General features: G+C 52.1%; 27 protein-coding genes. 22 read left to right on the forward strand and 5 right to left on the reverse strand.

Annotated elements, in window-relative coordinates:
- The 5 genes from B1748_RS36675 to B1748_RS01730 form a co-directional block, all read left to right on the forward strand.
- Positions 1 to 265: hypothetical protein (locus tag B1748_RS36675; RefSeq protein ID WP_179215318.1), on the forward strand; the 265-nt coding region annotated here is incomplete at its 5' end.
- Between the two features lie 289 nt (positions 266 to 554).
- Complete coding sequence (locus tag B1748_RS01720) at positions 555 to 1,568, forward strand: M14 family zinc carboxypeptidase (RefSeq protein ID WP_179215319.1); 1,014 nt, start codon at positions 555 to 557, stop codon at positions 1,566 to 1,568.
- 140 nt (positions 1,569 to 1,708) lie between these two features.
- Positions 1,709 to 1,879 carry a hypothetical protein gene (locus tag B1748_RS36680; protein ID WP_179215320.1) on the forward strand — a complete coding sequence of 57 codons (171 nt, stop codon included), beginning with the start codon at positions 1,709 to 1,711 and terminating at the stop codon, positions 1,877 to 1,879.
- A complete protein-coding gene (locus B1748_RS36685; protein WP_087566151.1) occupies positions 1,854 to 2,267 on the forward strand; it encodes a hypothetical protein in 414 nt (137 codons plus the stop codon). Before B1748_RS36680 ends, B1748_RS36685 begins: the two co-directional genes overlap by 26 nt.
- Before the next feature lie 187 nt (positions 2,268 to 2,454).
- On the forward strand, positions 2,455 to 3,687 hold the full coding sequence (locus B1748_RS01730; RefSeq protein ID WP_087566152.1) for an IS110 family RNA-guided transposase: 1,233 nt from the start codon (positions 2,455 to 2,457) through the stop codon (positions 3,685 to 3,687).
- A 790-nt stretch (positions 3,688 to 4,477) separates the two neighbouring features.
- Here B1748_RS01730 and B1748_RS01735 read toward each other — a convergent pair.
- Positions 4,478 to 5,758, reverse strand: a complete 1,281-nt coding sequence (locus B1748_RS01735) for a methyl-accepting chemotaxis protein (protein ID WP_087566153.1) — start codon at positions 5,756 to 5,758, stop codon at positions 4,478 to 4,480.
- 190 nt (positions 5,759 to 5,948) lie between these two features.
- Here B1748_RS01735 and B1748_RS01740 point away from each other — a divergent pair, with 190 nt between their 5' ends.
- From B1748_RS01740 to B1748_RS01780, 9 genes are all read left to right on the forward strand, one after another.
- The gene (locus tag B1748_RS01740; RefSeq protein ID WP_087566154.1) at positions 5,949 to 6,428 is read left to right on the forward strand and encodes a PH domain-containing protein; all 480 of its coding nucleotides are present in this window, start codon (positions 5,949 to 5,951) and stop codon (positions 6,426 to 6,428) included.
- The gene (locus B1748_RS01745) at positions 6,421 to 8,061 is read left to right on the forward strand and encodes a PH domain-containing protein (protein ID WP_087566155.1); all 1,641 of its coding nucleotides are present in this window, start codon (positions 6,421 to 6,423) and stop codon (positions 8,059 to 8,061) included. Before B1748_RS01740 ends, B1748_RS01745 begins: the two co-directional genes overlap by 8 nt.
- Positions 8,062 to 8,200: 139 nt before the next feature.
- Complete coding sequence (gene sigY, locus B1748_RS01750; RefSeq protein WP_087566156.1) at positions 8,201 to 8,731, forward strand: RNA polymerase sigma factor SigY; 531 nt, start codon at positions 8,201 to 8,203, stop codon at positions 8,729 to 8,731.
- Positions 8,721 to 9,065 (forward strand): YxlC family protein, encoded by a 345-nt coding sequence (locus tag B1748_RS01755; protein ID WP_087566157.1) that lies wholly within the window; start codon positions 8,721 to 8,723, stop codon positions 9,063 to 9,065. Before sigY ends, B1748_RS01755 begins: the two co-directional genes overlap by 11 nt.
- On the forward strand, positions 9,050 to 9,292 hold the full coding sequence (locus tag B1748_RS01760) for a sigmaY antisigma factor component (RefSeq protein ID WP_143810217.1): 243 nt from the start codon (positions 9,050 to 9,052) through the stop codon (positions 9,290 to 9,292). The genes B1748_RS01755 and B1748_RS01760 overlap by 16 nt, the downstream gene beginning before the upstream one ends.
- Positions 9,285 to 9,494: a PLD nuclease N-terminal domain-containing protein gene (locus B1748_RS01765; protein ID WP_087566159.1), complete on the forward strand. Its 210-nt coding sequence runs from the start codon at positions 9,285 to 9,287 to the stop codon at positions 9,492 to 9,494. Before B1748_RS01760 ends, B1748_RS01765 begins: the two co-directional genes overlap by 8 nt.
- Positions 9,491 to 10,435, forward strand: a complete 945-nt coding sequence (locus B1748_RS01770) for an ABC transporter ATP-binding protein (RefSeq protein ID WP_087566160.1) — start codon at positions 9,491 to 9,493, stop codon at positions 10,433 to 10,435. Before B1748_RS01765 ends, B1748_RS01770 begins: the two co-directional genes overlap by 4 nt.
- A complete protein-coding gene (locus B1748_RS01775) occupies positions 10,432 to 11,241 on the forward strand; it encodes an ABC transporter permease subunit (RefSeq protein ID WP_087566161.1) in 810 nt (269 codons plus the stop codon). The genes B1748_RS01770 and B1748_RS01775 overlap by 4 nt, the downstream gene beginning before the upstream one ends.
- Positions 11,242 to 11,356: 115 nt before the next feature.
- Entirely contained in the window at positions 11,357 to 11,644 is a 288-nt protein-coding gene (locus B1748_RS01780; protein WP_087566162.1) for a HesB/YadR/YfhF family protein, read from the forward strand.
- Positions 11,645 to 12,057: 413 nt separating this feature from the next.
- On the opposite strand, the gene B1748_RS37315 is transcribed toward B1748_RS01780, so the two are convergent.
- Together B1748_RS37315 and B1748_RS01785 are read right to left on the reverse strand one after the other, a co-directional pair.
- The gene (locus B1748_RS37315) at positions 12,058 to 12,183 is read right to left on the reverse strand and encodes a DUF6254 family protein (protein WP_222622747.1); all 126 of its coding nucleotides are present in this window, start codon (positions 12,181 to 12,183) and stop codon (positions 12,058 to 12,060) included.
- Between the two features lie 125 nt (positions 12,184 to 12,308).
- Positions 12,309 to 13,154 (reverse strand): AraC family transcriptional regulator, encoded by an 846-nt coding sequence (locus tag B1748_RS01785; RefSeq protein ID WP_087566163.1) that lies wholly within the window; start codon positions 13,152 to 13,154, stop codon positions 12,309 to 12,311.
- A gap of 160 nt (positions 13,155 to 13,314) precedes the next feature.
- Here B1748_RS01785 and B1748_RS01790 point away from each other — a divergent pair, with 160 nt between their 5' ends.
- From B1748_RS01790 to B1748_RS01810, 5 genes are all read left to right on the forward strand, one after another.
- Positions 13,315 to 14,805 (forward strand): tagaturonate epimerase family protein, encoded by a 1,491-nt coding sequence (locus B1748_RS01790; protein ID WP_087566164.1) that lies wholly within the window; start codon positions 13,315 to 13,317, stop codon positions 14,803 to 14,805.
- A gap of 74 nt (positions 14,806 to 14,879) precedes the next feature.
- The gene (locus B1748_RS01795) at positions 14,880 to 15,344 is read left to right on the forward strand and encodes a divergent PAP2 family protein (protein WP_087566165.1); all 465 of its coding nucleotides are present in this window, start codon (positions 14,880 to 14,882) and stop codon (positions 15,342 to 15,344) included.
- Between the two features lie 442 nt (positions 15,345 to 15,786).
- On the forward strand, positions 15,787 to 16,263 hold the full coding sequence (locus B1748_RS01800; protein ID WP_087566166.1) for a glutathione peroxidase: 477 nt from the start codon (positions 15,787 to 15,789) through the stop codon (positions 16,261 to 16,263).
- Between the two features lie 325 nt (positions 16,264 to 16,588).
- Positions 16,589 to 17,260, forward strand: a complete 672-nt coding sequence (locus B1748_RS01805) for a response regulator transcription factor (protein WP_087566167.1) — start codon at positions 16,589 to 16,591, stop codon at positions 17,258 to 17,260.
- Positions 17,257 to 18,273, forward strand: a complete 1,017-nt coding sequence (locus B1748_RS01810; protein WP_087566168.1) for a sensor histidine kinase — start codon at positions 17,257 to 17,259, stop codon at positions 18,271 to 18,273. The genes B1748_RS01805 and B1748_RS01810 overlap by 4 nt, the downstream gene beginning before the upstream one ends.
- Here the strand turns inward: B1748_RS01810 and B1748_RS01815 are convergent.
- Complete coding sequence (locus B1748_RS01815) at positions 18,270 to 20,246, reverse strand: ABC transporter permease (RefSeq protein WP_087566169.1); 1,977 nt, start codon at positions 20,244 to 20,246, stop codon at positions 18,270 to 18,272. The two genes, B1748_RS01810 and B1748_RS01815, sit on opposite strands and share 4 nt — an antisense overlap.
- On the reverse strand, positions 20,243 to 20,992 hold the full coding sequence (locus tag B1748_RS01820; RefSeq protein WP_087566170.1) for an ABC transporter ATP-binding protein: 750 nt from the start codon (positions 20,990 to 20,992) through the stop codon (positions 20,243 to 20,245). Before B1748_RS01820 ends, B1748_RS01815 begins: the two co-directional genes overlap by 4 nt.
- A gap of 189 nt (positions 20,993 to 21,181) precedes the next feature.
- Between B1748_RS01820 and B1748_RS01825 the strand changes: the two genes are divergently transcribed.
- The 3 genes from B1748_RS01825 (at position 21,182) to B1748_RS01835 (ending at position 25,801) form a co-directional block, all read left to right on the forward strand.
- Entirely contained in the window at positions 21,182 to 22,948 is a 1,767-nt protein-coding gene (locus tag B1748_RS01825; RefSeq protein ID WP_087566292.1) for an ABC transporter ATP-binding protein, read from the forward strand.
- The gene (locus B1748_RS01830; RefSeq protein WP_087566293.1) at positions 22,935 to 24,740 is read left to right on the forward strand and encodes an ABC transporter ATP-binding protein; all 1,806 of its coding nucleotides are present in this window, start codon (positions 22,935 to 22,937) and stop codon (positions 24,738 to 24,740) included. The genes B1748_RS01825 and B1748_RS01830 overlap by 14 nt, the downstream gene beginning before the upstream one ends.
- Positions 24,741 to 24,931: 191 nt before the next feature.
- On the forward strand, positions 24,932 to 25,801 hold the full coding sequence (locus tag B1748_RS01835; RefSeq protein ID WP_087566171.1) for a YitT family protein: 870 nt from the start codon (positions 24,932 to 24,934) through the stop codon (positions 25,799 to 25,801).
- Positions 25,802 to 25,821: the final 20 nt, after the last annotated feature.

Here is a 25,821-nt window from a genome sequence, read left to right on the forward strand (position 1 = left end):
TACTCAGGCTCAAGTCAATCAAGCCGTCACGACGCTGGATGAGGCAGTGTCTGTCTTCGCCGGCAAGATCGTAACTCTGGTGCCTGGCGCTACATCGGTTTCAATCAGGGATTTGACCATCGCCGCACGTTACTATGGCGTCACTCAAGGGGATGCGAGCTGGAGTGAAATTGAGAAAGCGGATGTGCTGGATCATGGTGAAATTACAATTGAAACGCTAGCCGCGCTTGCCCAGATGATTCTGGACGATTGGCTGCTGGAGTAGGAGTAGTTTAGAAGGCTGTGTAAACCAGTTTATTCGGGGAGAAGATGCGAAGTCTTCTTCCCTCTTGATTTTATAAGCTTCCTATGATCTCGGGAGGCGAAGGCTTCCATTGCAGCAGTCGGCCATGACGGTGGAGGAAATTGCGCTGCGGTGCGGTTTCACAAGCCGCGAGTCCGGTAGAGTTTATTAATTTTCGAGTATACATCATAACTATAAGCCATACCAGCTCGCATTTTTCTAGGAGTATGCTTAATCATAAATACATACTTTCCAGGAGGTGCCAATCTCATTGGCTGAACAAACAGGAAGGCCCGAATTTTGGAGAACGACCTTGGATGAGTTGGAGCAGCAAATCAACACGTTGAAGAAGGGGAAGGCCACGATTGCCGGAAGCTCTGCAGGTGGCCGGCCTATTTATCAGGTCACGTATGGAGAGAAAGAAAATTTCCATCGGCAAGCTAATTACAGTTCAGCCTGCGGTGCGCGCAATCCCAATTATTATGCGGATAAATCGAACGGCGCGAAGCCTGTCCTCTATATCATCGGCGGTGTACATGGCGGCGAGCTTGAGGGCATTGCAGGGGTCCTAAATTTGATCCGCGTATTGGAGACCGGCGAAGATTATCGCGGTCAACGTTGGGACGCTTTGTATACGAAACAGGAGCGATTCCGGATCATTCTTATTCCATGCGCCAACCCGGACGGCCGGGCTCGCGTCCCAGTCGACACCATGGTGGGACAAAGCTACGAGATGTTCAGGCGTTTTGTTCAAGGCACTTGGAAGGATGGTACATTATGTGATTGGCCTGGCTGCAAGAGCGTCCACCCGATTAAGGAGCATGTGGAACTGTTAGGAGGTTATTTCAATGACGATGGCGTTAATATCGTACACGATCGGTTCTATGATCCTATGGCCGAGGAGACCAAGCTGCTGCTTCGGATTGCTGAGCTTGAGGCGGCAGACTTCTGTCTGCATCTCCATGGCGGCGATAACTGCATCAATCATATTCTTAAAACCGCGTATGTCAATCGTGGGGTTCGAGAGGGTCAGAATCGATTTAACCGGATGGTTCAGGAGGCTTGCGAGTTAAGAGAACTGGAGTATTACGTTAATGATACGGAATCCCGTCCAGAAGACGGAGACCGCCCCGCTGCATTCTGCATCGATTCCGCCATGCATCATGTTTGCGGGGGGATCAGTTGCACATACGAGACGAATATGGGATTGGATTACAGTCGATTAAGATGCACGCATGACGAAATATTGGATCATCATTTTTCTATTATTCGAAACATTGTTTAGATTTTATGACGAATGATCCAAGGAGAAGCATGGAAAAAGGTAAGCGGTTACAGGGAAAGGGGAGGATGCTTAGAGGTCAGGTGGCCAGAATGGACTGAGATTTGTGCCGTATTTGAAAAGTCGAGGGGAGTGTTCATCTCATGTGGCTTAAGTGCAAGAAGCTATTCAAGCTGGTTAACATGTCGCTTTGTCTGATGGTAGCGTTTGTGTGTATAGTCGCAGGCGGCATTCCGAATTCGTCCTTTGCGGAGACAAGCTACGTGCTGTACTCAGAAGAATTGCAGCTTGCAGATATTCCTGGTACGGAATGAATTATTCCGGCGCTTGGTCAATGAATGCGCTAATCCAGATCCGGCGTGGATTTTCTGTGATGATTTCGAAGAGAATCGCAGTACTCAGTATTTCGAAGGCGCAGCGTTAGTCAGTAACAATCGGACAGCCGATGCAGGCTGGGACGGCTCGACTGCTGTGAAAGGAGCTTTCAAGAAAGGTGTTGTGGGGGCAGGAGGCACGAAAGTCGCATTCGGTAAGACGCCACCTCTACCCTCGGCCTTTCGAAGACGTGCGACCTCCAGCTTTGCAAAGCAAAGCCGCTTCGGAAGCATGAGGTGGGTTTTATCGCCAATAAGAAAAGGAGCTGTCTCAAACTACCATGGCCTTACGGCCACCACCATTAATGAAAATGAACTTGGCCTGTGACACTGTTTGTTCCATACTGGAACTGCAGGTCACAGGCCGTTACTTTATTGGTAGGCCACACTCTGGGTCTCAAACCGGCCGACTGTATCCCACGAGCACCGCCGATTGTGCCAAGAGCACGTGTATAAAAATTCTTTTTCTCTGAGGATACATGGCCTGCATAAATCCTACGGATGAGGTGATGGGGATGGAGGCGATTTTAGAACGCTGTGCAGGACTGGATGTTCATCAGGAGACCGTTGTCGCTTGTGTTCTTTACGGTGAATTAGAGCGCAAGCCAAAGCAAGAAATCCGTACCTTTTCTACAACCACAAAGGGATTACTTGCGCTTAATGACTGGTTGAATGAATGGGAATGTACGCATATCGCCATGGAAAGCACAGGAGTGTATTGGAAGCCGGTTTGGAACATTTTGGAGGGCGCGTTCACACTCATACTTGCAAATGCCAGAAGGATTAAGAATGTGCCTGGGCGTAAGACGGACGTTGCCGACGCTTTCTGGATTGCTCAACTCCTTCGCTCAGGACTCATTTCTCCTAGCTTTGTACCTCCCGTGGATATACGGAATCTCCGGGACCTGACGCGCTATCGCCGAAAATTACTTGGCCATGCAACAGCTGAGAAAAATCGAGTGCATAAGATTTTACAGGATGCAAATGTGAAGCTCACGACGTATATTAGCGATATATTTGGCGTATCAGGTCGTGCACTTTTAGAATCCATCATTAATGGAGAAGTTTTGGATGCTGATGAGGTCCGAGAAAAGGTAAAGACTTCCCTAAAACGCAAAGTCCCTGAGCTACTTGAGGCGTTAGATGGACGAATGAACAAACATCATCGTATGATGCTGGGAATGCACATTGACCACTTGTCCTACATCGAGAGGCAATTGGAGAAAGTGGAGTCGGAAATTGATCAGTTACTTAAGCCTTACTTGTCATCAATGGAGCTGTTGATCACGATTCCTGGTATTCAGAAGGATGCGGCGGCGGTCATCTTAGCTGAGATCGGGAACGATATGACTTGTTTTGGAGGCGATCCACAACTAGCAGCTTGGGCCGGGTTAAGTCCAGGCAATAACGAAAGTGCTGGAAAAAAGAAAAGCTCGCGAATTGCTAAAGGAAACAAAAGTCTGAAAGCTGTACTTTGCCAAGCAGCCTGGGCAGCAAGCAAATCCAAGGGCACGCGACTAGCATCTTTCTTTTACCGAATACAGAAACGACGAGGGCAGAGGAAGGCAACCATAGCGACAGCACATCTTATTCTAAGAATCATCTACCGAATGCTCAAAGACAGAGTAGCGTACCGTGAAATAGGCTGGGACTATCTAACCTCTTCAACACCATCTGTGGAATACTGGATAAAAAAAATCGAGGCCCAGGGATTCAATGTTAAAGTAGAATCCGCCGAAGCCTCTTAAAAAATTTTGACATTCTTGTTTCAGCGGAGAGTGTCTTTTTGCGCTTTTTTGAGGGGGCTATTTTCGTATAAAAAGTATGATCGCTCGCTTGATGAAATAGCTCACTTGTTGAATCAAACGTCAAAAACGAAGAAATGGCGGTGCTAGGGTAGGGCGTTACCCCTGCACCGCCATTTCTGGCTTTGGTCTATTGCGCCTCAGTGAGCAAATTGTGAGCGAGCGAAAGCCACCCGACCTCAAGGCTTACCTTCGGCAGCCTCGAAGCAGGAACGTCGTTATCGTTGCGGTTACGAGCTCCATAGTCGTTATTAACGCCTATGGAATGTAATTGTTGCTGTTACGAGCTCCGTAGTCGTTATTAACGCCTATGGAATGTAATTGTTGCTGTTGCGAGCTCCATAGTCGTTATTAACGCCTATGGAATGTAATTGTTGCTGTTACGAGCTCCATAGTCGTTAATAACGTCTATGGAATGTATTTGTTGCTGTTACGAGCTCCATAGTCGTTAACAACGCCTATGGGATGTATTTGTTGCGGTTACGAGCCCCATAGTCGTTAACAACGCCTATGGGATGTATTTGTTGCGGTTACGAGCCCCATAGTCGTTAATAACGCCTATGGGATGTATTTGTTGCGGTTACGAGCCCCATAGTCGTTAATAACGCCTATGGGATGTATTGTTGCGGTTACGAGCTCCATAGTCGTTAACAACACCTATGGGATGTATTTGTTGCAGTTTTAGCGTTCAGGGAACTAAGAGTTGCTCCAAACTACGGATAATGGCCAATTCTCATACACGGAACCGCTCCACCTGGCGCCTAAGATCGGCGGATTGCTCCCGCATCGTCTCGGTGGATGCGGCAATCTCTTGCATGGCGGCAATCTGTTCCTGAGTGGAAGCTGCCGCATCTTGGGCGTTTTGGCGGATAAGTTCCGCAATATCGGCGACCTGCCGGGCTTCTTGCAGCGTCGATCGTACGACTTCGCTTTGGCTTGAGACGTAAGAGGCTACATCCTCCACGATTCGGGAGACGGCGCCGGTATCTCCGACGATGGCTTGCAGCGCAGCTGCCGCCTCCTGGCTATTGCCGGCTTCCCGGTCGGCTAACGAAGACTGATCCGCGATGGCCGACGCCGTATGGCGGACTTCCTCCCGCATTTGACCGATCAGCCTGTTAATGTCATGAACCGCATTCGCGCTGTTGGCGGCAAGCTTCTTTACTTCGCCGGCAACGACCGCAAAGCCCTGTCCGTGTTCTCCCGCATGCGCGGCCTCGATGGAAGCGTTAAGCGCCAGCAGATGCGTCTGATCCGCCAGCTCTCCGACGAGACCGGAGATCGTATCGATCTCTTCTGCCCAGCGCTCCAGCTCGCGAACGGAGCGAAGCGAATCCCTGCTGGAAGCGGCAAGCTTGCGCATGCCTTCGACCGATAAACGGATAGACTCGGCGTTGCTGCCGATCGCTACTGCCATCCTCGCCGTTGTTTCAACGGCTTCGTCGGCCTGGCGGCTAATATCGTCCGTCGCTTGTACGACCCGTTCGACGGAGGTGAGCATGGCTTCCGCGCCCTGCGCCTGACGATCGACTCTCTTGGCGATATCGTCCATCGTGCCGGCGATCCGCTCGGCATGCTGCGCGGCTTCGCCCGCAGATGCCCGAAGCTGTTCGGAGTTGGCATCGGCCACCTTTGAGCCGTCGGAAATGCCGCTGATCATGCCCCGCAAGCTGTCGATCATGCGGGAGAAGGACAGTCCGAGCTCCCGCATCTCGTCGTCGGAGCGTACATGGTTGATCTGGACATGCAGATCGCCTGCCGCGGCTTCGTTGGCTGCGCGAGTTAACACGATCAGAGGCCGAACCAGCCATCTCGCCGCCAGCCATCCCAGCAAGCCTGTCCAGAATATGCCGAGCGCGAGCGTCAAGCCGACGAAGATCCAGCCGGAGACTTGATCCCTCAACGCGGGCTGAACGACCAGCAGGCAGAATGCGCTGGTTCCGTAAGTGACGATGGATACGGCTACAATACCCGTCACCATTTTGGCTACAATACCGAATTTTTTCCCGGTCATAGATGTCGTCTCCTTTGGGCAGTTTGTCTATATTGTATCAGTTTGGGAGATGCTGGTGTGTGACGATGATCACTATCGGCCCGGATTCGACATATTTCGGCAGGTACCCTAAATTGAAGAACAGGGTAGTTATTGACTCTGCCTTGGAAAATTGATGTAATAGGAGGGAATGACAGAGAGGAGCAGGTACATGAACAGGGAGCTGAAAAGAAGGCTTCATCGTGATTATTTAAAGGTTTATCGCATATCGGAGCTTATTTCCAACGGCGTATTTTTAGCCGTTATTTTGACTTACCTCGGGCTGGCGCTTGCGTTCGACTGGACGCTGCTGCCCGTTTGGATCTGTGCGGGGCTGCTGGTCCTGTCGGTGATCGTATTTACCTGGATCGTGCCCGGGGTGAAGTATAAGCGATTCCACTACGAGTTGTTCGAGGAGGAGCTGGAGATCGAGTCCGGCATCATTTTTATCAGCAACGTGCTGGTGCCCATGGTTCGCGTCCAGCATGTCGAGCTAGGCAGCGGTCCGCTCATGCGCAAATTCGAGCTGGCCTCCATCTCGGTTGTTACTGCCGCTACGACCCATAAAATCAGCGGATTGAAGCGGGACGACGCGGAGCAACTAAAGAGAAGCATAGGCAAGCTTGCCAAGGTGGACGAAGGCGATGAATGAACGTCGATCCCTTCATCCGTTGTATATTGCGTATGGGTTTCTCAGCGTTATTAAAGGTTTGCTGCCGCTAATAATAATCATGCTGCTTAGAGGCGTAAATTGGGATAAAGTGCTGCAATGGTATTGGATTGCAGGAGCCGCGGGACTGTTTGCGCTGATGCTGGTCTTAAGCTATTTGCAATGGAAGCGGTTCGGCTTTTGGCTGGAGAACGATCGGATCGTGATCCGATCAGGTCTTTTGTTTCGCGAAGAGAAGACGATCTACTATTCCCGAATTCATTCCGTCAACGTCGAGCAGCCGCTCATCCAACGATTACTCCGAACCGCGCAGCTTAAGATAGAGACGCCAGGCGGCGGCCAGAAGTCGGATGGCATCCTGCATGTGCTATCCGTTGCCGAAGCGAATCGGATCAAGGAGCAGCTTAGGGCGCATGCCGAAGGAACGGCTGCCACGACTGCGACGGCTTCCGCGGGAGCCAGGCGGGAGCTTGCGGATCCGAATGGCGATGCTGCAGAAACGCGTGAGGAGGCCCTTTTGCTTGATGATGCACTTTTGTCTGATGAAGCGGGAGAGAAAACTAGTGCGACTACATCTAGTGAAGGGCAAGTTCGACAGCTGCAAACTCCTGCTGGAAGCAATGGTGCCTTACGCCAAGCGGAAGACTCCGTCAGGCTGGATACGGGACAATTGTTTAAGGCGGCCGCTACGTCGCTGAACTTTGGACTTGCGATCGCGTTTATCGGCGGCTTGTATTCGTTCGCCGACGATTTTCTGGAGCTGCTGCTGCCCGATGGTTTTTTTGAGCATCTGATCGAGGATACCCAAAGCTTGATGTCTAGCGTCCTGTTTATTGTTGGTATAGCCGTATTCGTCATCTTGTTTGCATGGGTGTTGTCCATCGGGTTATTCATACTGAAGTTTAGCGGCTTTACCATGGGCAGAGCGGGTCAACAGGTGAGCATCTCCTACGGATTGCTGGAGAAGAAGTCGTACGTGTTCGATCCGAAGAACGTGCAGGCCGTCATTATTAACGAAAGTATTTTGCGTCAATGGATCGGATTCGCGGAGGTGAGGCTGCAGATCGTCTCGTCCGACAAGCAGGAGCAGCTGATGCTGCATCCATTCGTCGCTTTCCGGGATATTGACTCGCTGCTGGCGCGTTTCGTACCGGGCATGCGCGTATTCGATCCCAAGGAGCTGTCGGCCGCTCCTGCCAAAGCGCTGCTTTATTACCTCCGTGTGCCTTATATCATCGCCGTAATGATTAGCGCGGCTTGCATCGGATTTTTCGGCGTGGCCGGAATCTGGTCGGTGTTCCTGTTTCCTTTGGTCTATGCCTGGAGGAAAAGCTGTCATCGCGCAGCGGGAGGACTGCTCAAAGAGGGGCAGCTCACGCTGAGACATCGGCTACTGCACAGAACGACTTATCTCGTGCGCAGACCCCGTATCGTTGCCCTTAAGGCGAAAAGCACGGCAGCTCAGCGTCGTAAAGGATTGTCATCGGTAGCTGTCCATGCGCTTGGCAGCGGCACGGCTTTTGGCGTGACGTGTCTGGATCGCAACCAAGTCGAAGAAGTGTGGCAATGGTATAGTCGGCATCCTGCGGCAAAAGAAGAGAAACGGAATTCTTGATTTTTTTTCGGCCATTGGCATCGGTGTATGGGACCTTCCCGTTCGCCGATGTTTTTTTTGTCAACGAATGAACGAAATAGGCACTCTACTCGTCATAGAGTGGAATTGATTATTTGTCGAAGGGAGCAGCGCCAAAAACGTGGAAGACGAACCGAAGCTTGTGCAACTTGCCATTCGTGGCGATACGGGGGCTCTATCCGAGCTGCTGCGGCGAAATTACGTATTCCTTTATCAATACGCGCTCAAGCTGACAATGGACAGAAACAGAGCGGAAGATATCGTACAAGAGACGGCGCTCAAAGCAATCGAGCATATTGCCCTGTTCCAGGGCGGCTCGAAGTTCTCTACTTGGCTAATCACGATCGCTTCCCGACTTGTCATCGACAAGGCGAGACGAAGCAAAAGAGAGCGAAGATGGCTGACAGAGGAGCGCTACACGAGAGGATTCCGATTCGAAGTGACGAGCAGGCTCGATGAGTGGCCGGATGCCGTTGAGGCGCTTGCGGAGCTGCCGGAGCATCATCGCGTCCCCATTTTGTTGAAGTATTATTACGGTTATTCGCAGGAGGAAATTTCCGAGATGCTGAAGGTGCCGACAGGGACGATCAAATCCAGGCTGCATGCCGGCATCAGGCGTTTAAGAGAGGAGTTGAGAGGACATGAGCAATGAAGATAAGCGGAACCAGCAATGGTTCGATGAGCGGATCGGAACCACGCTGAGACGGTTGGACGAGGCGTTCGAGCCTCAGGCTCCTGAGTTGCAGACGATGGAAGTTTTCGTAGCGGAAGGGAAAAAAGCGCTAAGAGAAAAAATGCGGAGAGATATGCTGATCTTTGTATTGCTGGCCGCAATCGTAGTCGCAGTCATGGCTTGGACGATCAACCGCAACTTGGCATTGTTTGTTGCGCTTCAGGCGCTCACAGCGTTGTCTGTAGCCGGATGGATGGCGCTCCACCTCTTTCGTCTCGCCTGGAAAGGGAGAACGCAATGGAAGAGAAACTAATGCAATCCGTATGGTTCTGGCTTCTGATTGCGGCAATGCTGATTCCTCAGTCGACCTGGTTGTTCGTGGACGCGCGCAAGCGCGATAGCGGCCCCTGGTTCTGGGGGCTATGGGGATTAATTCAATTTCCGCTGCCGCTTGTCGCGTATTGGCTTCTCGTGCGCCGAGGATGGTGGAAGCATATCAAACATGAATTACAATCAAGAGGGAGGAATCAAGATGAATGAAGAGCTGGCAATCTCAAAGCTAATTCCCATAATAGCTCCGTTCCTGGTTATTCAATTGATTTTGATGGTTATTGCAATAACGTTATGCATCAAGGCAGAAGCTACGAGAGGACCTAAGCCGATGTGGATTCTGATCATTATATTCGTAAACATTGTTGGTCCTGTCGCCTTTCTTATCGCAGGAAGGAAGAATGAGCGATGAGCATACTGCTGGAGGTATCCGGACTATCAAGAAGCTTCGGCTCGGTTCAAGCCGTAAAAGGAATCGAGTTTTCCGTCGGAGAAGGTCGCTGCGTCGCGCTTCTGGGACCGAACGGCGCGGGCAAAACGACGACGATTCGCATGCTCGCAGGATTATTGAAGCCGACTAGCGGAGCCATTAAATACGCAGGACAATCCGAGCGCGCCGATGTCAGAGAAGGGATTGGCTATCTGCCGCAGTCCCCTGCATTCTATCCATGGATGACGGGGCTGGAGTTCGCGGTTTATGCAGGCAAGTTGTGCGGATTGAGCGGCAAGGAGGCTGGACGGAGCGCAGGCGAATGGCTGGAGCGAGTCGGACTGAAGGATGCGGCCAAACGAAGGATAGGGGGTTATTCCGGGGGAATGAAGCAGCGCCTGGGGCTCGCACAAGCCCTTATTCATCGTCCTAAGCTGCTCATCATGGATGAACCCGTATCGGCGCTGGATCCTGTCGGCAGACGCGAGGTGCTGGAGCTGATTCGCGAATTGAAGCGGGAGACGACGGTATTGTTCTCCACTCATGTGCTTCATGATGCGGAAGAGCTATGCGAAGATATCATCATTATTAACAAAGGCGATATTGCGCTGCAAGGATCGCTTGAGGGCATACGCAACTCTTATCGGAAGCCGATCATCGAGCTTACGTTGGAACCGGACGAAGGATCGAGCAGATGGGCAAAGGAACTGGTCGCATCCGTTGCCGCCGGGCAGGGAGGAAACAATCCCCTTTTGGCAGATGCCGTGTTGCAGGGAAACGAGTTGCGTTTGAGCGTACGGGAGATGGAGGAGGCAAGGTCGCATTTGCTGCGATCGATCGTAGACAACGAGGTCAAGCTTGTTCGTCTCCAAGCGGGATATTCGACGCTGGAAGATCTTTTTATGAAGGTGGTTAGAATATGAGCAAGGGAGGCAAAAAGGGAGGCACATCCCGCTATGGAGCGCTGCTGGGCAAGGAGATGCTGGAGCTTGCGAGAAGCATGAAGCTGGTATGGGTACCGATTGTGTTTGTCGCGTTAGGCATCATGCAGCCTGTCTCTATCTATTATATGCCGCTTATTCTGGAGCACGGAGGCAATCTTCCGGAAGGCACGGTGATCGAAATGCCGATGCCGGTCTCTTCGGAAGTAATGGCGGGCACATTGTCACAATTCGGCGTGATTGGCATACTTGTTCTAGTGCTGGTCTATATGGGCGTCGTATCGGGCGAGCGCAGCAGCGGCACGGCTTCCCTTATTTTGGTCAAGCCTGTATCAATCATGGCCTACTTGGGAGCCAAGCTGACGGCAATGCTGCTTCTTGCCCTGTTGTCACTGCTATGCGGGTATTTAGCCGCATGGTACTATACGGATCTGTTGATAGGAAAATTTGCTTTTGGTGAGTTTTTGGGCAGCTTTCTCTTATATGGATTGTGGCTTGCCTTCGCCATGGCTGCAACGCTGCTGTTTAGCACGATACTTCGCAGCTCCGCAGGAGCAGCGGCATGCGTGCTTGTGCTACTAGCTTTGTTATCCATTGCCGCCAACCTTGCACCCCATTATGCGGGCTGGTTGCCAGGCGCATTAAACAGCTATGCCGCGCAAGCGGCGAATTCGACGATAGAATACACGGACGTATTCGTCTGGGTCATCGTTTGCACCGTGCTGCTGATTGCAGGTGCGTATGCGCTCTCGTGCTCGCTGCTCCGCAATTCGGCGACAATTGACTAAGCTTATCGGACAAGCATTTCCAAATATATGAAGTCAAACGGTTAGGCCGGGGGTTGGAGCGTCGGCGATTGAGAGGTATAATGAAAGTAATTAGAACCTCAAGGAGCTGACAGCGATGAAGTTAGTGGTGGAGCAAGCGGCAGCGCGTTGGTATAAGGAGCAGATGGATTTGTCGAACGGCGATGCGTTAAGAATATTCATCCGGCTGGGAGGCGACGGGAGCGTTCACCCCGGGATGTCCTTGGGCATAACGAAGGATAGTCCGCGAAGCGAAGGGCTTCGGCACGAGATTGAGGGTATTTTGTTCTTTATGGAAGAAGACAATTTGTGGTATCTGGAAGAAAAAGAACTTCGCATTTCATTCGATGACCGGTACGAGGAAATTTTGATGAAGGTTGTTTGACGCAGAATAGAGCGGGAAGCTGCAGCCCGAGAATTGTAACCCGAGAAAATCGGGTTACAGGGCGCACCAGAGTAACTTAGGGGGATGATTCGCGAATTGGCTGGAATAATGGCGCCTAGTTCCCGCAAGCAAGGGCTTCAAAATCGTTGCTTTGGCGAAAATAGTGTTGCTCAGTTCCGCGCACACCTGTTTACATCAGTCAAGCCCGTTGTCCATACTCGAACTCAAAAAACCGTCAGGATGTTTTTATCCCTGACGGTTTTTCTTACCCAATAATCGTATAAACTTCCGAGCCTTATCAGAAATCTTAAATTCTTATTGCCGATAAAACCTGCCTCATGCTCCCAAAGCAGATTTGCTTTGCAAAGCTAGAGGAGCCTCATCATCGAGAGGCCGCGTCAGCGGTTTTCTTCTTAGCCCTTATTGTCTTGCGTTCCCTCGCTCAGTTCCTCAAACGACTTCACTTTGCCGTGCGTCGGCTTTTGATTGTGCTTGCGTTGATGCCAGGCGTTCTCCCGGCGGTTCTTGGATGATGACATAAATGAAGCACCTCCTTCCATGTCATTAGAATGGCATTCAGCTTCCTTCCGCATTCGTGGCAAAATGGACTAATCTCAGCTGACGTGGCCGACAATAATCGAGCTGCGGCGTTCCAAGCGGGGGCCTATTTTCTGGAAGATTGCCGGTATCGCAGAGGGGTATTATTGGCAATTTGGCGGAAGGCCCTGCCGAATTGCACGAGCGAGCCGAAGCCGACTTGCTCCGCGATCGTAATGACCTTGGCGTTTGTCTCCTGCAGAAGCCGCTGCGCCTCCTGGATACGAACAAGATGGACGTAGGTCACAAGCGGGAAGCCGGTCACTTCCTTGAACATTCGGCTCAGATAAGCCGGACTGATCTCGAATCGTCTTGCCAGCTCCTCGAGCGAGACTTCATCCGCATAATGGGCGTTGATGTGACGCACGATAGAGGAGATTTTGCGATGAAGCGGGCTGACATGGTCGGGCACCGTCACGGAATTTGTTTTAATAAACCGCGAAGCGAACAACAGCAGCTCGATCAAATAATGACGAATGGCGAAAGTTTGGCCAAGAACCGGCTCCCGGGCCTCGTCCGTCATGGAACCCAGGATACGCTGCACCATTCTGCGGCTTTGCAGATCAAGACGAAGCACGGGCGAGCCGATTGAAAGCGCATCGAGCAAGTAAGGGGCTTCCTCCAATGCGCTGCCCAGGAAGGAATCGCTAAAGTTGATAACGACGCGGGCATGGCCGAAGTCGCCGGAATCCGATGTCGCATGCAGCTCGCGCCGATTGATGAGCACCAGGTCGCCAGGCAAGATCAAGAAGGAGCGATCGCGAATAAAGTACATTCGCTCTCCTTCGTACAAGTAATAAAGCTCGTACATGTCATGCATATGCTGCGTACGTTCGAATGGCCCGGAACGGCGGATATATTGAAGGTAGATCGGACCCTTCTCTTCATTGCCGTAGGTGACTGTATCGGACATGCTGGTCAGGTCTCCTTGTTTGTCTCCAATTAGATAACAATCCTATTAATCGTATCACGAGGCGCAAAATATGAACAGTTTTAATCGGAAATAAGAATAAATGATAAGAAAATTTTCTATAATTGCGATACGATGGAGAAAAGCTAAAGGAGGCAATTCCATGAAACAATTGGCTGAAGTATTGCAATCGGGCAATATATCCGAGTTCGTATCTTCCGAATATACCGTATATCCAAAATCGATTGCCAAAGCAGGCGGCACTACGATCGCGATCGTCAAGACGGCTGAGGGCAAAAAGTTGTTCGCTGTTGGCGACGATGATCTGTACGATGCTTTGGTTGGCGAACCTGCTCAAGGCGGAGAAGGCAAGTTATGCGCGCTGTCGCATGCCAATCGTCTGACCATCAACAACTTCTTCCCTTATACAGCTCCTCGCGCATTCGGCACGAAGGTGGCAACGATGGGGCTCGGCGACCGACTTGGCATTGCCAGTCCTGGTCATATTGAGACGATTCGAGGCAAGGACATTCGTCCGGTACTGGCGCAACAAAGCATTCGCGAGCTTGCGTTGACGGGCCGCACTTACGAAGACGTGCTCGACGCAGCCGCTTACGCCGTCCTTCAGGAAGGTTATACAGACGGTTATGGTGCGGACGGCGACCATCTCAAGAAAATCGAAGACATCGAATATGGATTGCGTCTGGGCTTTACGATGCTGACGTTGGACTGCTCGGAGAATATAGACAACAGTATCGCCGGCGCCTCCGATGAGGAGCTCGCGGCGAAATACGAAGCGCTTCCTGCAAGCCTGCGCGAACAATACGAATCCCGTTACTTGGGCGAGGCTGCAGCCGTTCCGGGTGCAACGCTTGCTTTTACAAAGGAATCGCTTGTGAAAGACGTTCTTATTTACCATGAGGCGATTAACTTCATGGAAGAAATTTATAATCGTTACATTGCAAAACTGGATCGCGAGGTCGACTTCGAAATTTCGATCGACGAAACAGAGACGCCAACTTCGCCGGAGGCGCATTACCTGGTAGCCAACGAACTGCGTCATCGCGGCGTATCCATTTTCAGCATGGCTCCGCGGTTCTGCGGAGAATTCCAGAAGGGCATCGACTATATCGGCGACATCGCGCAATTTGAGCGAGAGCTGGCCAGCCATGCGGCAATCGCGGTACACTTTGGTTACAAGCTGAGCATTCATTCCGGCAGCGATAAGTTCAGTGTGTTCCCGCTCATCGGCCAGTATACGAAGGGGCTGTTCCACCTAAAGACGGCTGGCACGAACTGGCTGGAAGCCGTACGCGTAGTGGCAAGCGAGAATCCTTCCCTCTACCGTCGCATGCATCAATATGCGCTGGATCACTTCGAGGAGGCTACTGCTTACTATCATGTAACGACGGATTTGTCGGCGATAGCTCCGCTGGAAAGCGTGACGGACGAGCAGTTGCCAGACTACATGAATGAAAACAACGCTCGCCAGTTGCTGCATATTACGTATGGTTTGTTGCTGCAAGCGAAGAACGAGGATGGCAGCCTGACGTTTGCGGACGAGTTCTTCCAGACACTCTACGATCGTGAGGACGTATTTGTCGAAGGCTTGAAACGCCACATCGGAAAACATTTGGAGCTGCTGGGCAAATAAGTTAATCCTATTTTGGCATGCTGGGAGGAACCTGCGGGAACACTGACGAGGATAGAAGTCAGGAGGGGATCCGTATGGCCAACCGAGGATTGGGAACGGCGCTTGCCGCAGTGGGGGCCGCGCAGTTGCTGAAGATTCCAATGCATGCGTGGCGGACAGGGGAGTGGAGATTGGGCAAAGTTGTCGGCTCGGGCGGCATGCCCAGCTCTCACTCCAGCGGCGTAACGGCGCTTGCCGCCTACACGGCGGTCAAATACGGCGTGAAAACGCCGGAATTCGCTATCGCGGGCATGCTTGGCATCATCGTCATGTATGATGCGATGAACATTCGCAGGCATGCAGGAGAGATCGCGATCCAGGTAAACGATCTGGATGCGGACGTCGAGCGTCTGGCCGGCCATCATCCAGGCATCTACCACAAGCGGCGCGAGGAGAAGCTGAAGGAGTCGCTGGGCCATCAGCCGGGCGAGGTTTTAGCTGGTGCAATTCTTGGCGCAGCGGTAGGTGTTTTGGGCGCTATGACGGTTCGAGCTCGATAGTAACTTGCGACGGCGGAGCGCTGCTGTCACAGTTCGACTTTAAAGTAACAATGTATAAGACGTCTCGTGGATATCGATGCCATGAGACGTCTTTTTAGTGTTTTTGTAGGTAAGGGACAGCCTCTGTCCCCCCGCCAGCGTCACATTGTGCTCGGTTTTTCATACACATTAGCCCTCGTGCCCTCGCCAACGACGCATTGTGCGCGGTTTTTCATACACATATGCCCTCGTGCCCCGCCAGCGTCGCGTTGTACTCGGTATTTCATACACATTAGCCTTCGTGCCGCCGCCAACGTCGCATTGTACTCGGTTTTTCATACACATATGCCTCTGTCCCCCCGCCAGCGTCACATTGTACCCGGTTTTTCATAATCGCTTGACTCCCAAATATAAATTGTATAAAATTTAATTAATAAAAATATAAATGAAGGGCGTGGATGATATGTCCATTTACAATATTCCGGTAAAGAACATTAAAGGAGATCAAGGAACCCTTGCACCATATCAGGGCGACGTTATGCTTATCGTCAATACAGCGACTGGCTGCGGTTTCGCGCCTCAGTTCAAGGGGCTGCAGAAGCTGCATGACGATTATTCGGACCAGGGCTTTGCCGTGTTGGGTTTTCCGTGCGCGCAATTCGCGAATCAAGAAAAGGGCGATGACAAAGAGATTGAGCAAGCCTGCGAATTGAACTTCGGCGTAAACTTCCCCTTGTATTCCCGAATAGACGTAAAGGGGAAGGACGCACATCCGCTGTTCCGGCATCTGACGGACGAAGCAAGGGGCGTGCTTGGCACCAAGTCGATCAAGTGGAACTTCACGAAGTTTCTCATCGACCGTCAAGGCCGCGTTGTCAAGCGGTTCGCTCCGACAGATGAGCCAGCCAAGATCGAGTCTCATATCCGCGAGCTGCTGTAAAACGACCAAGATAGTCTGGAAGATACTCGCAAGAAGCTATACATCGCTGGTACGACCGACTAACAACGCCGCGAACAACGCAACAAGCAACGCGGCGAACAACACAAAACCTCCGAGGGAGCTAACCCACGGAGGTTTTATTGTGCGCGCATACCGACCAGGGACGGGGGTGTCCGGCAAGGCAGGTGTGATATACTGGCTCAATAAGCCTATTCATTCTAAATAAGTTGTATGTACGTACTACATAAGCTATGCACACTACATAAAGCTTTGCATTTTACATAAGCTGGGAACCGAAGCGGCAGCGCGGGAAGGAGCAATCGGCGTGTTTAAAATTATGGTTGTAGAGGACGACGAAAAAATACGGGCGATCGTGGCGGAGAGTTTGAGAAAGTGGCAGTACGAAGTGCTCGAAGTAACGGCATTCGACGGGATCGAAGAACAGTTCCGCAGGCACGAGCCCCATCTTGTGCTGCTCGACATTAACCTTCCCGTCTTCGACGGCTACTATTGGTGTCAGCGCATAAGGGCCATTTCGAAGGTGCCCATCCTATTCCTGTCGTCGAGAAGTCAAAATATGGACATTATCATGGCCATCAATATGGGGGGCGACGATTATGTGCAGAAGCCGTTCGACTTATCGGTACTCGTGGCAAAAGTAAGCGCTCTGCTAAGGCGCAACTATACCTACCAGGACGAGGCGCTGGAACTGCGTCATCGCGGTTTGTCCTTCCACCTATCCAACTCCTCCGTCGAAGCGGAAGGCCAAACAGCGGAGCTGTCGCGCAATGAATTTATTATTTTACAGGCGCTCATGCGAAATATTGGGAAGATCGTATCGCGGGACGAGTTGATGCATGCGTTATGGAAGGACGAACAATTCGTTGATGACAATACGCTCACCGTCAACGTCAATCGGCTGAGGCGCAGAATCGCGGAGCTCGGCCATGATGATTTCATCTCCACCCGCAAAGGAATGGGGTACATAGTGGAATGAAGCTGAAGCCGGTATGGAAGTTTATCCGCTACCAACGATCGTATATCATTATGTGTTTCGCTTGTTATTCTCTTGCGATGGCCGTCAGCTACGCCGATCCCGGGATCCATTACAAATGGGACACGTACTTGTACGGATTGGGGTTATTGGCGTTGTTAATTACGGCTTTTTTTGCCTATCGGTATGTCCGGGAGACCCGAAGCATAGCCCTTCTCCGCGAAGAAGAGGGCGAGCCGATGACGCTTGAGGGCGAGGCTTGCCAAGACGAGCTGCACAGAATGGAGACGGAGCATATCCGCAAGCTGAACGAGGTAAACGATAGAGGACTGGAGTCGTATCGGTTTATGGTGTCGTGGTTCCATGAGATCAAAACGCCGATCGCCGTGCTCAGGCTGATCCAACAGACCGATCCCCGCGCAGCCGATATGGACGAGGAGTTGTCCAGAATCGAGCATTACGTGGACCAGGCGCTCTATCACGCCAAGCTGGACAGCTTTCATCAGGATTACGACATCGTCTCCTGCGATTTGAAGCAGCTCGTCAAGAATATGGTGAAGCAGCATGCCAAGACGTTTATCGCGAAAAAAATCAAGCTCGCCCTGCAAATTGAATCCGCTGCCGTACAGAGCGATCCCAAATGGCTGTCGTTCGTTCTTCAGCAATTGATCACGAACAGCTTGAAATATACCGATACGGGAGGCGAAATGAGCGTCACGGCTTCCGAGACGGCTTCGGAGATCCGGCTAACGGTTCGCGATAACGGAGCGGGTATCGATCCGAAGGATCTGCCTCGCATCTTCAATCGAGGTTTCACGGGCGAGAACGGAAGAGTGTACGGGAAATCGACGGGGATGGGGCTGTATTTGGCACAGGAGCTGTGCGCGAAGCTGGGTCATTATTTGACATGTCAATCGGAGAAGGGGAGTTATACGGAAATGACGATTCATTTTCCGCGCAACCATGATCCTTATCTGGATGCCATGCGCATTCGTGGGAAAAGCCGGGAGCATTAGAGCTTCCGGCTGACGATGCGTTCGTACACGCTGGCGGAGGAAAAGTACAGCATAACGTAGATCACGAAGTACACGGCCATGGAGCCGATCACGATGGACGTGAGCTGCGGGTAATCCTGCAGCGTCGAGAGCATGTAGGAATCTATGATGAGCCAGCTGTTCAACAGGCCGAGCACCAGCGGCGGGGCGAAGACGAACAGCAGCTGCTTGCGAATGACTGCTTTCACTTGACCGCTGCGAATGCCGAGCTTGCGCAGCGTATCGAATTGCGTCATGGCGTCCGTCGCTTCCCGCAGCTGACGAAAGTAGATGACGCTCGCCAGCGCGAACAGCGCGATAACTGCCAGGAACGCCCCGGAGAACAACAGGAGCGAGGAGCTCTCGATCTGCTTGGAGTAGACGTCGGCGAAGGAGGAGTAGTACCCTTCCGGCGCCGCGGAATAGAATAGCAGTTGCACTTGCCGGGACAACTCTTCCGCATTCCCTGCATCTTCGATGGTATAGATTTGAAACGTCTGCTCCCCGGCGGATGGCCGCAACGAAGCATAGGCATCATCGGCGATGACGAGAACGGCTGCCTTGCTGCTCATGGAATCGTCGATCGTCGTTCTCCATCCCAGCAGCGAGTAGTCGAGCTGTTCCTTGATGGATAGAGTTAGAGGAGCTGAGCCAACCTGGATCTGGAAGACGGGCTGCGAGCCTGCCGGATGAACGAGCGGAATATCGATGCCGGCGGATAACGCGATAGTCTCATTGCCGCTTAGCTCGTTAGGCTCGGGATGTCCCCTTAGCTGCTCGAACTCCTTGAAGGTGCTCCAAGGCACCAGCAGCAGGCCTTCAAGAAACTGCTCCTCGCCTTGGAAGGCGATCTCCCTGTCGGAGACGGCATCGGCCTTTAAGGTGTGCAAGACGCGATAGTCGAGCACGGGATGCTCTTTTTCGAAGCCGCGAATCAGGGCGTCCAGCTTGGAGTCGGTTTCCCCATCCAACGTTTCGAAAGCAATGTCGTTGGGAAGATTTTTTTCCGTTGCGCTGAATTGAACGCTATAATTGATGGCGACGAAGCTGGTCAGCAGGATGAGGGCCGAGCTGAACAAGGTGATAAACGTGAGATTGAGCGCATTGCTTCTGGCCTGGAAACGAAGCGAGGAAGTCCATAGCACCGTGTTCCCCTCATGATAACGGGGCAGCTTGCCCAGCCTCGCCAGGATCCAGCCGGTGAACTGGCGGAAGAACAGCCATGTTCCCGCAATGATTCCCACAGAAACGGCGGTCATGGAAAACAGGCCGTACTCCTTCCAGACGATGGATTCACGCCCCAACACGATCAGCACGTAAGCTTGAATCAGCAGAATAATGGCAAGAAGGGCGGGAATCGCCGATGTTCGAATCGGTTTCTCCATGATCGACCGGGCGTGGAACAGCTCAACAAGCTGAACGCGGTGGACCGTGATGAGATTCTGCAACCAGATGATAAGGATGATGGCGGCAACTACGGCTGCCGTCGTACCGACAGCGCCAGCTTTGAACGACAAGGAAACGCTTTGGTCGTATTGCATCAGTTTCATGAGCAGCATGCCGAACCACTTCGACAGCAAGCCCCCGAGCAGAATGCCCGACACGAGAGAGAGGACGCTTAATATAACCGTCTCATAGAATAACATCCGCGTCACTTGCCTCTCGCTCATGCCAAGCAGCAAGTACATGCCAATCTCTTTTTTGCGTTGCCTCATGAAGAAGGAATTGGCGTACAGGATAAACAAGATAATGAATAGACTGATCGCGATGGAAGCAATGGTTACCCCTTGGCGAAACATATCGCTGTTCCGGAGTACGTTCAGAATATCTTCATTATACATAAGCGACGAAAAGGTGAAATGAATAACGACGCCTGCGATCATCGCGAACAGATAGATGGCATATAACCGAATATTGCGATTGGCGCCGCGAAGCGTCAGTTGGAGCAGGCTCATACCCGTCCACCCCCGAGCAGGCTTTGCGATTCCAGAATGCGATCGAAGAACGACTTGCGGGATTGGTCGCCCGCATACAGCTCGTTCACAATGGCGCCGTCGCGCAAAAAGATGACGCGATTGCAATAGCTCGCCGCATAAGGATCATGCGTCACCATCAGGATCGTCGTGCCGAATCGGCCATTCATGCCGGCCATCTCTTCCAGCAGCTCTGTCGCGGATCTGGAATCCAGAGCTCCGGTAGGCTCGTCCGCGAAGACGACGGCGGGATTGGTGATAAGCGCGCGGGCGGATGCGGTCCGCTGCTTTTGTCCGCCGGAGATGCCAGCCGGATACCTGTCGAGAATAGCCCCGAGCTGCAGCGCCTCGACAAGCGGATGGAGCCGCTTCTTCATCTCGTCGATCTTAAAGCCCCTCAGCGATAGAGGCAGCAAAATATTTTCCTGGACGGTGAGCGTGTCGAGCAGATTATAATCCTGAAAGATAAAGCCCATCCGCTCCTGACGGAAACGGCGAAGCTCCTTTTTGCCCAGAGATAGCAGCGACTGCTGTCCCAGCCATACTTCTCCGCCGGTTACCCGGTCAATCGTCGACAGTACGTTCATAAGCGTCGACTTGCCGGAGCCCGACGGCCCCATGATGGCTGTAAACTCTCCTTCGTTAACCGTAAGGTCGATATTGCGAAGCACGGGCGTCTTGCCATAACTTTTGGATACATTACGGGCACGAATAATAGGCGTTTGCATAAGGTTTCTCCTCTCTGTTTCTTGTCTCTGTCCTCACTATACCGTCCAGCCGCTTCCCGTTCCATCGATTCTACGGAATGCAAAGTGACACTTCTGTCACATACAGTTTTAATCGTTTTTTACTGTTGTAGGATGGCAAAATTACAGGTAATATTATACAATCGAATGCCGGAAAGCGAGGGAGTTCCTTTGACTTTTTTAAAGCGATTGGATTGGTTTTTTAAGCAAAGATGGCGCAGTTACGCGATCGCGATTACGTTAATGACGATTGTCAGTCTGCTCTCGTCCATACCTCCGAGATGGATTGGCAATGCGGTTGACGCCATTAGCACAGGCGAGTTGACTAGAGATGACTTGGGCAGGAAGGTTATGCTTCTGGTTGGCCTGGCTCTGCTCACTTATGGACTTGTCTACGTATGGATCACCACTTTATTCGGCAATTCGGTACTGGTAGAGAAGCTGCTCCGCGGCAGACTGCTGGCGCATTTGACGGTACTGAGGCCGTCCTTTTTCCACAAAAACAGCACGGGCGGATTAATGGCTCTTGCCACCAACGATGTGCTTGCCATCGGGAATACGGCGGGGTACGGCGTTATGACGCTGGTCAATACGCTCGTCGGGGCATCCGTCGTCATCGTCATGATGGTGACCTTCGTCTCTTTCAAGCTGATGCTTGCAGCCTTGCTGCCATTGCCGCTGCTCGCCTTTGTCATTATAAAGCTGGGCGGGAAGGTGCGCATCCGCTTTATGGCGGCGCAAGCTGCATTTGGCAATATGAACGATCATGCGCTGGAGTCCATCTCCGGCATTCGCGTCATCCGCTCCTATGTGCAAGAAAACGCCGATCTGGCCGCCTTTGGCCGCGTGACGGAAGATGTCATGAACAAAAATCGTCAGGTGTCGCTTCTTAATGCCATGTTCCATCCCCTGATCTCTATTATTGTCGGCATCAGTTATACGATCAGCATCGGCTTTGGCTCCTATCTGGTGATCGAGAACGAAATTATGATCGGACAATTGCTGACGTTTAATATTTATCTCGGCATGTTGATCTGGCCTATGATTTCCTTCGGCGAATTCATCAACGTGCTGCAGCGTGGAACCGCTTCAGCCGACCGGCTGGAAAAAGCGTTTGACGAGCGGCCAGATGTAACGGAGCCCGATAACCCTCTATCCGTGGACATTCCTGCAAGCGTCTCGTTCAATCGTCTCAGCTTCACCTATCCCGGCGCGGCTGCGCCAAGCTTGTCGGGGATTAGCTTCCGCTTGGAGAGAGGAGAAACGTTGGGGATCGTAGGCAAGACCGGCAGCGGAAAGAGCACGCTGCTGAAGCAGCTGCTGCGGCAATATCCCGTGCAGCCAAATGCAGCGTACATCTCGGATGCCCCGATTGAACGGATTCCGCTGGAGCGGATGCGAGAGTGGATCGCTTATGTACCGCAGGAGCATCTGCTGCTGTCGAAGTCGATCCGCGACAATATCGCGCTCGGCAAGCCGGATGCTACGGATGCGGAAATGGATAAGGCGGTTGCGATGGCCTCCTTCGACACGGATATCGCGGGCATGCCGGAAGGACTGGCGACGATCGTCGGAGAAAACGGCGTCATGTTGTCCGGAGGACAGAAGCAACGCCTTGCGATTGCACGCGCTCTTCTCGTCGATTCCGAGATGCTGCTGTTCGACGATTCGTTGTCCGCCGTGGATGCCCGTACGGAAAGCCGCATTCTGAAGGCGATCCGCAGGGAGCGGGCCGGCAAAACGACATTTATTACAACGCATCGTCTATCCGCTGTCAGTCACGCGGACTGGATTCTGGTGCTGGAAGGCGGCAAAGTGCTGGAAGAAGGCACGCATGAGCAATTGATGCTGCTGGGCGGCTGGTACAAGCAACAATGGGAGCGACAGCAGATGGAAGCCAGCCTGGAGGAGCAGGGGGATGAGCATGGAGATGCATAACGAAGGCAAAAAGGCTGGAGCAGCTACCATTAAAAAGCTTCTGGCCTATGCGCTGACCTACAAGTTCAGAATTATTGGCGCAATTTTGATCCTGTGCTGCGCGGTAGGGGCAGAGCTGGCCGGCCCATTCATCGTAAAAACCATAATTGACGATCATCTTAGCACAGGAGGAGATGGCGGAATGGCGCCGGTCCTTACGTTGCTGGCGATCTATGTCGGGCTGCTGGTTGCCGCGGGCGGACTACACTTTCTGCAATCCTACCTGCTGCAGGCGACAGCGCTGCGAATTATTCGCAATATGCGGGTGGATCTCATGCGCCAAATTCATCGGATTCCGCTCCGTTACTTCGACAACACGCCGATCGGGGCTATCGTGTCTCGTATTGCGAACGATACGGAGGCGATCCGCGAGCTGTTTATGAGCTTTATGGCGACGTTCGTAGTCAGCTTTGTGCAACTGGCCGGCATTTATACGGCTCTTTTCTTGCTCGACGTTAAGCTGGCTCTGCTTTGTTTGCTGCTGCTGCCTTTATTCTCCGTCATCATGGTTGTGCATCTCAAATTCTCGAAGCGGTACATAGCCATCATGCGCGCGCGTCTCAGCGATATGAACGCGATGATCAACGAATCTATTAACGTGATGCCTATTATTCAAGCCTTTCGCAGGGAGAAGCGCACCATCGAGGAATTCGAAGAACTGAATCATGACAGATACGTAAATCAGGTTAAGCAATTCCGCGTGTTCTCGTTATCATCCCGGAATATCGTCGGCACGATCGGGGCGCTTTTAACGGCGTTCGTTCTCTGGTATTTCGGCGGTCAGGCGTTGTCCGGCGTCATTCTGTTCGGCGTTCTGTACGCGTTCATCGATTACCTGGGCCGAATTTTTCAACCTATAATCGGCATATTCGACCAACTGACGAATGCCCAACGGGCATATGTAGCGGCGGAGAAGGTGTTTGCGATTATGGACATGGAAGGCAGAGATGTCGAGGAGACGCCTTCCCGCATTAGACAGGATACGCGAGGCGATATCGCATTCCGCGACGTAAGCTTCTCCTACAAGAAAGGAGAACAAGTGCTGCGCAATATTTCGTTCGAGGTCAAGCGGGGGCAAACACTGGCGCTGGTCGGCCACACGGGATCCGGCAAGAGCTCCATCATGAATCTGCTGCTTGGCTTCTATGAGCCGGATCAAGGAACCATAACGATCGACGGCAAAGACATCGGCACGATGTCCAAACAGGAGCTTCGCAAGCCGATGGGGATCGTCCTTCAGGATCCTTATCTCTTTGCGGGCGATATCTCCTTTAACGTCAGCATGTATCAGGAAGGCATTACGCAAGAACGTGTGGAGGCCGCGTTGCGGGAGGTAGGGGCTTCATCCTTTATCGATTCTCTGCCGGGCGGCGTTCATGAGCCTGTCGTTGAACGGGGAAGCACTTTCTCTGCTGGGCAGCGTCAACTGATCTCGTTCGCGCGTGCGCTAGCCTACGATCCCGCTATCCTTATTCTGGACGAAGCGACGGCCAGTGTCGACAGCGAAACGGAGCATGTCATTCAGCGCGCGCTAAAGGTCGTCAGCGAAGGCCGCACCACGCTGGTTATCGCCCATCGGCTGTCGACGATTCGGGAGGCGGATCAGATTCTGGTACTGCATCGGGGCGAGATCGTCGAGCGGGGGAATCATGATTCGTTAATGGCGATGGAGGGCAGATACTACCGGATGTACCGGCTGCAGATGGGGGAATCCTCCGGAGAAGCGCAGCCTGCCGCCGCTTCCAAACCATAAGCATGGCCTATCATATAGCTCTGCCGCTCTAAGAAAGCGGCGGAGCTTGTAATTTTTCAAGGAGTATTTGCATCATAGTTCCGATTTGGGGCATTAAACAAGTCTTCATTGATCTCAAATAGATATTGATGCATGTTTGAACAAAAAAGTTTATAATGAGAATCAGCAATCTTCAATGAGGGGGAACTTGTTTGCCGCATAGAGAACATAAAAAGCTTTCCAGTCTCGAAATCATCAAGCGTTTTGTATTCCTTACGATCGGTTCTGTCCTGATGGGCGTGGCCCTGGAGCTTTTTCTTGTACCGTTCCAGATTATCGACGGCGGTATTGCCGGTATATCCATAATGTTGTCCGAGCTTACTCCTCTTCCTCTTAGCGTCTACTTATTTCTTGCTAACGTTCCGTTCCTTATCCTCGGCTACAAGCAATTAGGCAAAACTTTCGCTTTGTCTACTCTCTACGGCATTACGATTATGTCCATTACGACGGCATTTCTGCATCATGTAGGCGCCTTTCCGGAGGATAAGCTTCTGGCTGTCCTGTTCGGCGGTATGATTTTGGGGGCCGGCGTAGGTCTTGTCATCCGTTATGGAGGCGCCCTCGACGGCATCGAAGTGGTATCTATCCTGATCTCCAAAAAGCTGCGCGTTGCGGTAGGACAAGTCATTATGGTCTTTAATCTCGTCATCTTCCTGATTGCGGGTTTCGTTTTCGAATGGACCTCCGCCATGTATTCCATACTGGCCTATTACATAGCGATCAAGGTAATCGATATTGTTGTCGAAGGATTGGAGGAATCCAAGTCGGTGACGATTATTTCGAAGGAACATGTCGACATTTCCCAGGCAATTATCGATCGGCTAGGCCGAAGCACGACGCTGCTGCAAGCCCGAGGGGGGTTCTCCGGCGATGATCTTCAAGTGGTCTATTGCGTAGTTTCGCGGCTCGAACTTGCGAAGCTGAAATCGATCGTGCACGAATACGATGAGAAGGCGTTTATCGCGATCGAACATGTCTCCGACGTGCTGGGCGGCAATTTCAGCAAAAACAGCATCCATTAAATATTTAAATGGCGATGCCA

The organism is Paenibacillus sp. MY03, assembly GCF_002165585.1.
Taxonomy (GTDB): domain Bacteria; phylum Bacillota; class Bacilli; order Paenibacillales; family Paenibacillaceae; genus Pristimantibacillus; species Pristimantibacillus agaridevorans.

Bases quoted from the DNA above. Each gene is read 5' to 3' on its own strand.
- B1748_RS36680 (WP_179215320.1), top strand. From the start codon at position 1,709: ATGTGGCTTAAGTGCAAGAAGCTATTCAAGCTGGTTAACATGTCGCTT.
- B1748_RS01730 (WP_087566152.1), top strand. From the start codon at position 2,455: ATGGAGGCGATTTTAGAACGCTGTGCAGGACTGGATGTTCATCAGGAG.
- B1748_RS01735 (WP_087566153.1), bottom strand. From the start codon at position 5,758: ATGACCGGGAAAAAATTCGGTATTGTAGCCAAAATGGTGACGGGTATT.
- B1748_RS01740 (WP_087566154.1), top strand. From the start codon at position 5,949: ATGAACAGGGAGCTGAAAAGAAGGCTTCATCGTGATTATTTAAAGGTT.
- B1748_RS01745 (WP_087566155.1), top strand. From the start codon at position 6,421: ATGAATGAACGTCGATCCCTTCATCCGTTGTATATTGCGTATGGGTTT.
- B1748_RS01755 (WP_087566157.1), top strand. From the start codon at position 8,721: ATGAGCAATGAAGATAAGCGGAACCAGCAATGGTTCGATGAGCGGATC.
- B1748_RS01760 (WP_143810217.1), top strand. From the start codon at position 9,050: ATGGAAGAGAAACTAATGCAATCCGTATGGTTCTGGCTTCTGATTGCG.
- B1748_RS01765 (WP_087566159.1), top strand. From the start codon at position 9,285: ATGAATGAAGAGCTGGCAATCTCAAAGCTAATTCCCATAATAGCTCCG.
- B1748_RS01770 (WP_087566160.1), top strand. From the start codon at position 9,491: ATGAGCATACTGCTGGAGGTATCCGGACTATCAAGAAGCTTCGGCTCG.
- B1748_RS01775 (WP_087566161.1), top strand. From the start codon at position 10,432: ATGAGCAAGGGAGGCAAAAAGGGAGGCACATCCCGCTATGGAGCGCTG.
- B1748_RS01780 (WP_087566162.1), top strand. From the start codon at position 11,357: ATGAAGTTAGTGGTGGAGCAAGCGGCAGCGCGTTGGTATAAGGAGCAG.
- B1748_RS37315 (WP_222622747.1), bottom strand. From the start codon at position 12,183: ATGTCATCATCCAAGAACCGCCGGGAGAACGCCTGGCATCAACGCAAG.
- B1748_RS01785 (WP_087566163.1), bottom strand. From the start codon at position 13,154: ATGTCCGATACAGTCACCTACGGCAATGAAGAGAAGGGTCCGATCTAC.
- B1748_RS01790 (WP_087566164.1), top strand. From the start codon at position 13,315: ATGAAACAATTGGCTGAAGTATTGCAATCGGGCAATATATCCGAGTTC.
- B1748_RS01795 (WP_087566165.1), top strand. From the start codon at position 14,880: ATGGCCAACCGAGGATTGGGAACGGCGCTTGCCGCAGTGGGGGCCGCG.
- B1748_RS01800 (WP_087566166.1), top strand. From the start codon at position 15,787: ATGTCCATTTACAATATTCCGGTAAAGAACATTAAAGGAGATCAAGGA.
- B1748_RS01810 (WP_087566168.1), top strand. From the start codon at position 17,257: ATGAAGCTGAAGCCGGTATGGAAGTTTATCCGCTACCAACGATCGTAT.
- B1748_RS01815 (WP_087566169.1), bottom strand. From the start codon at position 20,246: ATGAGCCTGCTCCAACTGACGCTTCGCGGCGCCAATCGCAATATTCGG.
- B1748_RS01820 (WP_087566170.1), bottom strand. From the start codon at position 20,992: ATGCAAACGCCTATTATTCGTGCCCGTAATGTATCCAAAAGTTATGGC.
- B1748_RS01830 (WP_087566293.1), top strand. From the start codon at position 22,935: ATGGAGATGCATAACGAAGGCAAAAAGGCTGGAGCAGCTACCATTAAA.